General features: G+C 64.7%; 11 protein-coding genes. 7 read left to right on the forward strand and 4 right to left on the reverse strand.

Annotated features, from left to right (window positions below; genetic code table 11):
- Nucleotides 1–2 precede the first annotated feature (2 nt).
- Entirely contained in the window at nt 3–968 is a 966-nt protein-coding gene (locus JQ574_RS20820) for a TAXI family TRAP transporter solute-binding subunit (RefSeq protein WP_212210221.1), read from the forward strand.
- 174 nt (nt 969–1142) lie between these two features.
- Here the strand turns inward: JQ574_RS20820 and JQ574_RS20825 are convergent, their stop codons facing one another.
- The gene (locus JQ574_RS20825; RefSeq protein ID WP_212210222.1) at nt 1143–2354 is read right to left on the reverse strand and encodes an ABC transporter substrate-binding protein; all 1212 of its coding nucleotides are present in this window, start codon (nt 2352–2354) and stop codon (nt 1143–1145) included.
- A 205-nt stretch (nt 2355–2559) separates the two neighbouring features.
- Here JQ574_RS20825 and JQ574_RS20830 point away from each other — a divergent pair, with 205 nt between their 5' ends.
- The 3 genes from JQ574_RS20830 to JQ574_RS20840 are packed head-to-tail and all read left to right on the forward strand — an operon-like array spanning nt 2560 to nt 6782.
- The gene (locus tag JQ574_RS20830) at nt 2560–3672 is read left to right on the forward strand and encodes a molybdopterin-binding protein (protein WP_212210223.1); all 1113 of its coding nucleotides are present in this window, start codon (nt 2560–2562) and stop codon (nt 3670–3672) included.
- Between the two features lie 14 nt (nt 3673–3686).
- The gene (locus tag JQ574_RS20835) at nt 3687–5636 is read left to right on the forward strand and encodes a molybdopterin biosynthesis protein (protein ID WP_212210224.1); all 1950 of its coding nucleotides are present in this window, start codon (nt 3687–3689) and stop codon (nt 5634–5636) included.
- Nucleotides 5637–5651: 15 nt separating this feature from the next.
- Complete coding sequence (locus JQ574_RS20840) at nt 5652–6782, forward strand: FAD-dependent monooxygenase (protein WP_212210225.1); 1131 nt, start codon at nt 5652–5654, stop codon at nt 6780–6782.
- On the opposite strand, the gene JQ574_RS20845 is transcribed toward JQ574_RS20840, so the two are convergent.
- The 3 genes from JQ574_RS20845 to JQ574_RS20855 form a co-directional block, all read right to left on the reverse strand.
- Nucleotides 6749–6985, reverse strand: coding sequence for a hypothetical protein (locus JQ574_RS20845; protein WP_212210226.1), 237 nt, complete (start codon nt 6983–6985; stop codon nt 6749–6751). The two genes, JQ574_RS20840 and JQ574_RS20845, sit on opposite strands and share 34 nt — an antisense overlap.
- 88 nt (nt 6986–7073) lie before the next feature.
- On the reverse strand, nt 7074–7718 hold the full coding sequence (gene mobA / locus JQ574_RS20850; protein ID WP_312014623.1) for a molybdenum cofactor guanylyltransferase MobA: 645 nt from the start codon (nt 7716–7718) through the stop codon (nt 7074–7076).
- Nucleotides 7708–8598, reverse strand: a complete 891-nt coding sequence (locus JQ574_RS20855; RefSeq protein ID WP_212210228.1) for a formate dehydrogenase accessory sulfurtransferase FdhD — start codon at nt 8596–8598, stop codon at nt 7708–7710. Before JQ574_RS20855 ends, mobA begins: the two co-directional genes overlap by 11 nt.
- A 92-nt stretch (nt 8599–8690) precedes the next feature.
- On the opposite strand from JQ574_RS20855, the gene mobB reads away from it, so the two are divergent.
- The 3 genes from mobB to JQ574_RS20870 are packed head-to-tail and all read left to right on the forward strand — an operon-like array spanning nt 8691 to nt 10757.
- Nucleotides 8691–9218, forward strand: coding sequence for a molybdopterin-guanine dinucleotide biosynthesis protein B (mobB, locus tag JQ574_RS20860; protein ID WP_212210229.1), 528 nt, complete (start codon nt 8691–8693; stop codon nt 9216–9218).
- A 6-nt stretch (nt 9219–9224) separates the two neighbouring features.
- Nucleotides 9225–10478 carry a gephyrin-like molybdotransferase Glp gene (gene glp, locus JQ574_RS20865; RefSeq protein ID WP_212210230.1) on the forward strand — a complete coding sequence of 418 codons (1254 nt, stop codon included), beginning with the start codon at nt 9225–9227 and terminating at the stop codon, nt 10476–10478.
- Nucleotides 10479–10520: 42 nt separating this feature from the next.
- Complete coding sequence (locus JQ574_RS20870) at nt 10521–10757, forward strand: sulfurtransferase TusA family protein (RefSeq protein WP_212210231.1); 237 nt, start codon at nt 10521–10523, stop codon at nt 10755–10757.
- Nucleotides 10758–10994: the final 237 nt, after the last annotated feature.

Raw genomic sequence — 10994 nt, forward strand, 5'->3', positions numbered from 1 at the left:
ACATGAAACTCGCTCATATCGTCTGCGCCGGCGTTCTCCTGCTGGCAGGCGGCGCGGCGGCGCAAGATGGAAGCAAGGCCATACCAAAAACAACCATCAGCCTTGGCACTGCGACACCGGGCGGCGGCTTCCCGGTCTATGGCAGTGCGTTCGCGGAAGTCATGAACGCCGCCGATCCGACGCTGTCGATCGAGCCGCGCAACACCAAGGGCAGCAGCGAGAACATTCCGCTGCTCGAGACGGACGGACTCGATATCGCGCTGGTGGCCGGGGAGCCTTCCTACGAGGCCTTCATGGGCATCGGGCGGGCGCCGACCAAGCTGAAGATCCTGACCGCGATGTATTCCAGCCCGGGCATGTTCGTGGTGCGCGCCGACAGCCCCTACAAGACCATTCGCGATCTCGTCGGCCAGCCCGTGGCGTTCGGCGCCAGGGGCTCGGGTCTGCCGATCCTGTCGCGATACATGCTCGACGGCATCGGGCTGAAGCAGGACGAGGATTTCAAGTCGATCTATCTCGACCGCGCCGGCGACGGTCCGGCCATGGTGCAGGACGGCCGTGCCGCGGCGCTGTGGGGCGCGGGCATCGGCTGGCCCGGGTTCAAGAGCATGGCGGAAAGCCCCGGCGGCGCCCGCTTCATCGCGCCCGACGCCGGCGAGATCGCCAGGGTCCGCGCCAAGCATACCTTTCTCAAGCCGCTGACAGTGCCCGCCAACAGCTACCCGAACCAGCCGGCGGCGATCGATTCGATCGGCTCATGGAGTTTTGTCCTCGCGCGCGAAAGCCTGCCGGATGATGTCGCGTATCGGCTGGCGAAAACGCTGCACGGCGCGGAGGGGTCGTTGTGCAAGAAACTGCCGCAGGCCTGCGAGACAACGGCCGTGAACACGGCCGCCGCTGCGCCCAATCTGCAGCTGATCCATCCGGGCGTGCTGAAATATTTCCGCGAAGTTGGCGTGGTAAAGTAGGGCGCTGCTCTCTCAACACGTCGTCCCGGCCTTGAGCCGGGACCCATACGCCGCGGCAGTTATTGTTAAGCACAAATGGTCGACGGCTTTTTCCAACAACAGATGACCGGGATTATGGGTCCCGGCCTTCGCCGGGACGACGGTGGAGTGTAGTGTCGCAACGATGGTGAGAATCTACTTCTTCGCCATCGCACATGCCGGATCAATCGGCCCGAACGCCTCGTCGCCGGGGATCTTGGCCAGGATTTTGTAATAGTCCCACGGATATTTCGATTCTTCCGGCTTCTTGACCTCGACCAGCCAGAGGTCATGCACCATCAGATTGTCCTCGCGCAGCTTGCCGTTGCGGGAGAAGAAGTCCTCGATCGGTTTTTCGCGCATCTTCGCCGCCACTTTCAGCGGCTCGTCGGTACCCGCCTCCTTGATGGCGTTGAGATAATACATCACCGAGGAATAGACGCCGGCCTGCCACATCGTCGGCATCCGGTTCATCTTGGCAAAATAGCGCTTCGACCATTCGCGGGTCTTGTCGTCCATGTCCCAGTAGAACGAGGTCGTCAGCAAGAGGCCCTGCGCCGCCGGCAATCCGAGCGAATGAATGTCGGTGATCAGCGCCAGCAATGCCGCCATCTGCTGGCCGCCCTTCAAGACGCCGAACTCCGAGGCGGTCTTGATCTCGTTCATGTTGTTGGGCGGGCCGGCGGCGATGCCGATGATCTTGGCCTTGGAAGCCTGCGCCTGCAGCACGAAGGACGACAGGTCGGGGGTCGCAAGCGGCGGTCGCACCGAACCCAGCACCTTGCCGCCATTGGCGGTGACCACGGCGGAGGCGTCGCGTTCGAGCGCGTGGCCGAACGCATAATCATCGGTGATGAAGAACCAGCTGTTGCCGCCGCGCTTCACCACCGCCTGCGCGGTGCCGGCCGCGAGCGAGCGGGTGTCGATCACCCACTGGATGGCGTAAGGTGAGCAGAATTTGCCGTGGAAATCCGCGGCCAGGGTCGAGTGCGTGATGAACAGCTTCTTCTTCTCGTTGGCGACGTTCTGTACCGCAAGGCCGACCGCCGACACCGGAACGTCGACGATCAGGTCGACCTGGTCGACATCGTACCAGCGCCGCGCCATGCCGCCGCCGATATCTGGTTTCAGCTGATGGTCGCCGACGATCAGGCTGATCGGCTTGCCCAGCACCTTGCCGCCGAAATCGTCGATCGCCATCTGCGCGGCCGTGACCGAGCCCTGACCGGTTGGCGTCGCCGCCGGGCCGTTCATATCGGTGAGAACGCCGATCTTGACGATGTCATCTGAAAGTTGCGCGAGCGCCGCAGGCGACGCCAGCATCGCGGCCGCAAGCGCGCCAAGCATGGATAGGTTTTTGACGAGCATCCCTCTTCTCCCTGTGTATCAGCACGTTGGCCGTGTGTGTCTTCAGGCGGTTGCTTTCCGCCAATTGGTCCCACTTGCAACTAAAGCCAATTGGTCCCGATTGCAACTAATTTGGACCGTCGTCAACTTGGCCGGAAGGAGGGGGCCGACCGCCGGCGGTATCCGGTTCTGTTTATTTCCGGCCCGATTCAGGGCATAGCGGGCCATGATTTCGCAACAGCGCCTTCCGACTTCGCTTACGCCGCTCGATGTGGCGCTTGCCGCCCTGTTGCACGGCGTCGAGCCGGTAACGCCTGCGGAACTGCCGCTCGCGGAAGCGCTGCGTTGTATTGCCGCCGACATGCCGCCATCGGGTGCGTTGCCGCCGCACGACATCGCCGCCAGCGACGGCTTTGCGTTGCCGGCCCGTGATCTTGTCGGGGCGTCGTCCTATTCGCCGCTGCCATTGACGGCGTTGCCGGTCTGGGTCGAAGCCGGTGACGCCATGCCTGATGGCTGCGATTGCGTGCTCGATGCCGATGCTGTCGAGCTATCCGGCCCGATGCCGCAGGTGCTGGCGGAAGCGATCCCGGGGCAGGGCGTGCGCCGGGCCGGTGGTGACATTGCCGCTGGCAGCAGTGTGGTCGAGGCGGGGCGGCGCGTGCTGGCACGTGACCTCATGATCGCGCGGGCGGCGGGAATAGAGCGGCTGAAGGTGCGCCGGCCGCGCCTGCGGATCGTCAATATTCCCGGCGGCTCGGTGACGTCGGACCTGATCTCGGAGAGCGCGCGCACCGCCGGCGCCGATGTGGTGTCCGTTACCGCTGTTGGCCGCGACGCCGCATCGATTGCCGCAGTGATCGAAGTCGGCGCATGCGATCTGCTGCTGATTGTCGGCGGTAGCGGCGTCGGCCGCACCGACGTGACGGTGACGGCATTGGCCGGGTGTGGCGAGGTTCTCGCCCATGGCATCGCCGTGCAGCCCGGCCGCACCTCGGCGGTCGGCCGCATCGGCAACACGCCCGTGGTCGTGCTGCCGGGCGCGCCTGATCAGGCGTTCGCGGCGTGGTGGACGCTGGCGTTGCCAGCGCTCGACCGGCTGTCGGGGCGGCGGCCGCGCAAGACGCTCAATCTGCCGCTGGCGCGCAAGATCGCCTCCGGGGTCGGCATTGCGGAAGTCGTGCTGCTGGAGCGAAAAGCGGGAGCCTGGGTGACGCTGGCGGTCGGGGAACTGTCGCTCGATGCGATCGCGCGCGCCGAGGCCTGGTTAACCGTGCCGGGCGGCGCGGAAGGATTTGCTGCAGGCAGCGGCGTCGATGGCTATATGCTGCGGGAATGATATGGAATGCCGGCATGACCCGTACACCCTCGCCGAAAGACCGTGAACCCGTCGATCAGGACCAATTCTTGATCATACTGTCGCGTGAGGAAGCGCTGGCGCGGTTTGAAGCCGCGCTGTTTCCGCGCGCGGTGCCCAGCGAGCGGTGGGCGCTTGCGGATGTACTCGGCTGCGCGTTGGCCGAAGATATCGTGGCGCCGATTGACGTGCCGCCGTTTGATCGTTCCAACGTCGATGGTTTTGCGGTTCGTTCCGCCGATCTCGCTTCAGCCGGCGAAGCAACGCCGGTGCGGATGATGCTGAATGACGAGGTGATCGCCTGCGGCACCGCGCCGACGCGGCCGGTGCTATCGGGAACCGCCACGTCGATTGCGACCGGCGGTCCGGTGCCACGCGGTGCCGATGCCATCGTCATGGTCGAGCACACGCAGCCGGCGGGAACCCGCGCGATCGAAATTCGCCGCGCCGCTTCGCCCGGTCAGTTCGTGTCCTATGCCGGCTCCGACATCGCGCGCGGCGAGGTGCTGCTGCGCGCCGGCACCATGATTGGCTCGCGCGAGATCGGGATGCTGGCAGCCTGCGGCATCGCGCAAGTTGCCGTCGCGCGCCGGCTGCGCGTCGCCATTATCTCGACCGGCGACGAACTGGTGCAGCCGGGTTCGCCGCTGCGTCCGGCCGCGATCTACGACACCAATGGCGCGATCGTCACCGCCGCGATGTCGGAGAACGGCGGCGAGGCGATGTTCCTGGGCGCCATTCCCGACGACGAGGCGCAGCTTGAATCTGCGATGCGCAGTGCGCTGCAAATCAGCGACATGCTGGTGCTCTCGGGCGGCACCTCGAAGGGTGCTGGCGATGTGACCCACCGCATCATCGCGCGGCTCGGCAAGCCCGGCATTATTGCGCATGGCGTCGCGCTGAAACCGGGCAAGCCGCTCTGCCTCGCGGTTTGCGACGGCAAGCCGGTGGTGATCCTGCCGGGATTTCCGACCTCGGCGATGTTCACCTTCCACGACATGATCGTGCCGGTGTTGCGGCGCATGGCGGGCCTGCCGCCGCGTTTGGACGCCAAGGTCAGCGCCAGAATTCCGGTGCGGATCGCCTCCGAACTCGGCCGCACCGAATTCGTCATGGTCTCGCTGGTCAAGGGAACGGACGGTCTGATCGCCTATCCCACCGGCAAGGGCTCGGGCGCGATCACCTCATTCGCGCAGGCCGATGGTTTTTTGCGCATCGATGCGCTGGCCGATCAGATGCCGGCAGGCACTGATGCCGAAGTGACGCTGTTCACGCCGCATGTGCGGGTGCCTGATCTCGTGATCGTCGGCAGCCACTGCACCGGGCTCGATCTCGTCACCGCGCCGCTGGCGCATGCAGGTCTCTCGGTGCGATCGATCGCGGTCGGCAGCCTCGGCGGATTGGCGGCGGCCAAGCGCGGCGAATGCGATTTTGCGCCGATCCATCTGTTCGACGACAAGACCGAAACCTACAACACGCCTTATCTCACCGACGGACTTGAACTGGTGCCGGGCTGGCGGCGGATGCAGGGCATCGTGTTCCGCAAGGGCGATGCGCGCTTCGAGAGCCTGGGCGCCGAGGCCGCGGTGCGTGCGGCGCTCGCCGACCCCGCCTGCATCATGGTCAACCGCAACCAGGGCGCCGGCACGCGTATCCTGATCGACCGGCTGCTGGCGGGCGCCAAGCCCGACGGTTACTGGAATCAGCCGCGCTCGCACAACGCAGTCGCCGCCGCCGTGGCGCAGCATCGCGCCGACTGGGGCATGACCATCGCGCCGGTGGCCCATGCATCCGACCTGGGTTTCATTCCCTTCGCCGAAGAGCATTATGATTTCGCGCTCTTGACGGCGCGCAAGCAGCGGGCGGCGGTACAGGCTTTTCTCGACGCGCTGGCGTCGGAAGAAGGCCGCGCGGCGCTGGAAAGAGCCGGGTTTCGACCGGCCTGAAATGGCGGGGAGACCATGACGCGGCGTCTTTCGATTGCAATCATCGGCGCTGGCATGGGCGGGCTCGCGTCGGCGGCGGCGCTGCGGCGGGTCGGCATCGACGTCACCGTCTATGAGCAGGCCTCGCAATTTGCGCGATTGGGCGCCGGCATCCACATCGGCTGCAACGCCATGAAGGTGCTGCGCGGGCTGGGGCTCGAGCAACGATTGCGCAGCCAGTCGTTCTATCCGCGCTCCTGGAACAACCGCGACTGGAAGACCGGCGAAGTCAAGTTCGACATGATTTTTGGCGAGAGCGCCGAACAGAAATTCGGCGCGCCCTATCTGCTGGCGCATCGCGGCGATTTGCATGCGGCGCTGGCGAGCGACGTTCCCGATGAATGCGTCAAGTTAAACCACAAACTGGTCGGACTCGACGAGATCAGCGACGGCGTCCGACTCTCCTTCGCGAATGGTGAGACCGCGATCGCGGACGCCGTCATCGGCGCCGATGGCATTCACTCCGTCGTCCGAGACATCCTGTTCGACACTTCGCCGGTGCACTTTACCGGGCGCATCGCTTACCGCACCACCTATCCTGCATCGCTTCTCGGCGGCCAAAAAATTGACGATTGCACCAAATGGTGGGGCGAGGACCGGCACATCGTCATCTACTACGTCAAGCCTGACCGCAGCGAAATCTATCTCGTCACCAGCCAGCCGGAGCCGGAGTTTCGGATCGAGTCGTGGTCGGCCAAGGGCGACGTCAGGGAATTGCGCAAGGCTTTTTCGGGCTTCGACCGCCAGGTCGAACAGGTGCTGGCCGCGTGCCCGGACGTGCACAAATGGGCGATCGTCGATCGCAATGCCCTGGAGCGCTGGGGCGAGGGCAACGTGACGCTGCTCGGCGATGCCTGCCATCCGATGACGCCCTATATGGCGCAAGGCGCGGCCATGGCGTTCGAGGACGCCGCGGTGCTGTCACGCTGTCTCGACGGCGTCGAGCGCGATGGCGTGCCGAATGCGTTTCGAAGGTTCGAGGCAACCCGCAAGGCGCGAACCGCGCGGGTCCAGCAGACCTCGCGAACCAATACCTGGCTCAGCGGAAAGACCGATACCGATTGGGTCTATGGCTACGATGCCTGGACCGAGCCACTGGCGGCATGAGCTCGGCGCTGTTCGGCCTCCTCGAGCGCGCGCCGAGCCGCGGGGGACAGAATCTTCGGTTCCGCAGGCACGTCCACAAGTGTGGCGCTGCCGGTTGCCCATCGGGCCAACTGCTTCAGATTTGAGAAAAACGCCACGATCTCCAGGACGAAATAAACCGCCCGCAGGATGAAGACCAGAACAGCCCCAAAAACCTCGATCATGACGACATCTCAACGCCCGCTGAGCACCCTCGGCGTTCAGTGGTCGCCGTGAACGGCGATCCGGTTCAAAGCATACAGGGGGATCCACCTAGCCGCCATCCAGCGCCGCCAGCCGTTCCGCTTCCGCAATGTCATCCATGGTGTTGGCATTGAAGAACGGGTCGATCGGCTCGACCGGCCAGGCCACGGTGGCAAGGCGGTAGCGCGCGGTCCAGCGGTCGATCTTCCTGACGTCCTCGACCACAAGCGCGTGACGGAGTTGTTCGCGCAACGCCACGCTCCACAATCCGATCACCGGATGCGACTGGCCGTCGGAAGCGGCGACCGCAAGCTCTGCGTTCTCATCGCACATTGCCCCGACGAGACGCGAAACCAGGTCCCGCGGCAGGAACGGGCAGTCCGCCGCGGCACTCAGCACCCACTTGACCTCCGGCCGGTTGGCCGCGGCCCAATCCAGCGCCGCCAGAATGCCGGCCAGGGGCCCGGGAAAATCGGCGACGCCGTCCGCGATCACCGGCAGCCCGAACGCGGCAAAGCGTGCGGGATCGCCATTGGCATTGAGAATGAGGCCATCGCATTGCGGCTGCAACCGCGCGATCACGCGGTCGAGTATGGTGCGGCCACCGATGGTGCGCATCGGCTTGTCGCCGCCGCCCATCCGCCGCGCCAGACCGCCGGCGAGCAGCACGCCCGGTACTATCAGCGCGGCTCTTGCCGTCGCTTCACTCGTCACGGTCTTCGCCCTTGCGCTTGTGCCGCGCCGATTCCTCTTCGACAAAGGCGAGGTTCTGGTCGAACACGATGCGTTCCTGGCCTGATAGCGCGATGAAGCGCTTACCGCGCGTGCGCCCGACCAGCGTCAGGCCGACCTGCCGCGCCAGTTCGACGCCCCATGCGGTAAAACCCGAGCGCGATACCAGGATGGGAATCCCCATCCGCACCGTCTTGATCACCATCTCGGAGGTCAGCCGGCCCGTGGTGTAGAGAATCTTGTCGCCGGGATCGACGCCGTGGCGATAGATCCAGCCCGCGATCTTGTCGACGGCGTTGTGGCGGCCGACATCCTCGGTGTAGCAGATCGGCGTGCCTTGCTTGCACAGCACGCAGCCATGGATCGCGCCGGCCTCGAGATACAGTGAAGGCATGGTGTTGATCGCATGCGTCATCTCGTAGAGCCAGGAGGTGCGCAGCTCCGCCTTCGGCAGTGCGACGCTTTCCACAGCTTCCAAGAGATCGCCGAATGCGGTGCCCTGCGCGCAGCCCGAGGTCTGCGTCCGCTTCTTCAGTTTGGCCTCGAAATTGGTGTGGTGCTCGGTGCGCACGACCACCACCTGCAGGTCGTCGTCATATTCGACATCGGTGACGACGTCGTCGTATTTCAGCATGTTCTGGTTCAGGAGGTAGCCGAGCGCGAGATATTCCGGGTAGTCGCCGATCGTCATCATGGTGACGATCTCCTGCGCGTTCAGATACAGCGTCAGCGGCCGCTCCACCGGCACCCTGATTTCCACAGTGGCGCCGGTCTGATCGGTCCCGGTGACGCGCTCGGTCAGCCTGGGATCATCAGGATTGGGCACGATCAGGGGGACGGGGGCTTTGTCGATCTTCATCATTTCCGCAGGTTAGCATGACATTGGCTCGCAGCCGATATAAAGCACCTCTGGAGAAAACCCAGCCCGGTTCCGGCTAGGGTGCGGAGAATGCGATGAAAGTGATTGGCCTCGCGGGATGGAGCGGCGCCGGCAAGACCACCTTGCTGGCGCGGGTGATCCCGCATTTGCTGAAAGACGGCCTGCGGGTTTCCGTGATCAAGCACGCCCATCACGCCTTCGACGTCGATATCCCGGGCAAGGATTCCTGGCGGCATCGCGAGGCCGGCGCCACCGAGGTGCTGGTGTCCTCCGCGCGGCGATGGGCCCTGATGCATGAATTGCGCGGCGCCGAAGAGCCGCGCCTGCCGGAACTGCTGGCCCGGATGTCGCGGGTCGATCTCGTCGTCATCGAGGGTTTCAAGCGCGAGCCGCACCGCAAGATCGAGGTTTTCCGCGCCGCCAACGGCAAGCCATTTTTGTTTCCCGACGATCCCGGCGTGGTCGGCATCGCCACCGATACACCGGTTGAAACCCGGCTTCCCACCGCCCATCTCGACGATATCGAGGCGATTGCCGCGATGATGCTGCGCTCGGCGATACCGGTCGAAGAGGTGCTGGCAAAGAGCGAAGCGGAGAGCTAATTCGCGATGGCGCAATTGTCCGACGATTGCTTTGCCTTCGGCGGTCCGATGATGTCGGTCGATGAGGCCGTCGGCATCATCGCAGCGCGCGTCACGGCCGTGCAGGAGGTCGAGACCGTCGCGCTCGCCAATGCCGATGGACGCGTGCTCGCTCAGGACGTTTCGGCGCCGCTGCCGCTGCCGCCCTTCACCAATTCCGCCGTCGATGGCTACGCGGTGTCGAGCCGCGACCTGCCCAAAGAAAACGAGCAGGCGTTTGCGGTGGGCGGCCGCGTTCAGGCCGGCGCTTCCGCAGGCGCGCCGATCAGGCCGGGCGAGGCGGTGCGCATCTTCACGGGTGCGCCGATGCCTGGCGGCGCCGATACCGTTTTCATGCAGGAAGACGTCCGCCTCGACGATGGCAAGGTCATGCTTCCGGCGGGGCTGAAGCCCGGCGCCAATGTGCGTCCGGCGGGCGAGGATATCCCGTTGGGCCACGCGGCATTGACGGCCGGACAAAGGCTGCGGCCGCAGGATGTCGCGCTGGCAGCGGCGTTCGGCCTGACCGAACTTGGCGTCGTCAGGCGCATCCGCGTTGCGGTGTTCTCCACCGGCAATGAGCTGGTCTCGCCGGGCGAGCCACGCGGGGCGGCGCAGCTGTTCGATTCAAACCGTTTCATGCTGATGGCGATGCTGGCGCGGCTCGGCTGCGAGGTCAGCGACCTCGGCATTATCAGGGACGAGCCCACCGCGCTCGCTGCCGCACTAAAGAAAGTCGCCGGCGCCCATGATCTGATCCTCACCACCGGCGGTGTATCGACCGGCGAAGAGGATCACGTCAAGGCCAGTGTCGAAAGCGTGGGCTCGCTCGTGCTGTGGCGAATGGCGATCAAGCCGGGACGTCCCGTGGCGATGGGGATCATCGGCGGCACACCGTTCATCGGCCTGCCGGGCAACCCGGTGGCGAGTTTTGTCACCTTCGCCCACGTGGTGCGGCCGACCATTCTTGCCCTGTCGGGCGCGCGGCAACAGAAGCTGGTGCCGATGCCGGTTCGCGCCGCCTTCGCCTACAAGAAGAAAATCGCGCGCCGCGAATATGTCCGCGTCACCCTGCGCAAGGCCGGCGATGGCGTGCTCGAAGCGGTGAAGTTTCCGCGCGAGGGTGCGGGGCTGTTGTCCTCGCTGGTCGACACCGACGGGCTTGTCGAACTCGGCGAAGAGATCACGCTTGTCGAGCCTGGCCAGTCCGTCGGCTTTCTGTCCTATGCAAGCTTGATCTGAAGGCTCATTGACGATGCGCATCCGCTTCGCCATGTTCCCTTGATGACCACGACAAGGCTCGATCTCACCGGACTCAAATGTCCGCTGCCGGCGCTGAAGACGCGCAAGGCGCTCAAATCGGTCAAGCCCGGCGAGCGGCTTGAAGTCCACTGCACCGATCCGCTGTCGGTGATCGATATTCCGAATCTGATCCGCGAAACCGGCGACAAGGTCGAGATTACGGAACGCGCGGAAGCCCGAATCGTGTTCCTGATCGAGAAGGCGAACGGCGGAAACTGAGAGACGGATCCATTTTGAATTCGTATCGACCGATCGCAAAGCCAGATCGATACGCTTTCGCTATCGCAACATGAGACGGCTTTATTGATCTTTGGATCGATTCCAGTTCTCATTCGCTGATCGAAAAAATGGCTTCCGACGCGAAGCCTCGTCCGGGCGGCGAGCGGCATGACCGCGCCGGGCGTGTCGCCTTAAATGCTTATCAAAACGCGACAATTCTCTTGGCATCTGGCATGC

It is taken from the genome of Bradyrhizobium sp. AUGA SZCCT0158, from assembly GCF_018130065.1.
Taxonomy (GTDB): Bacteria; Pseudomonadota; Alphaproteobacteria; order Rhizobiales; family Xanthobacteraceae; genus Bradyrhizobium.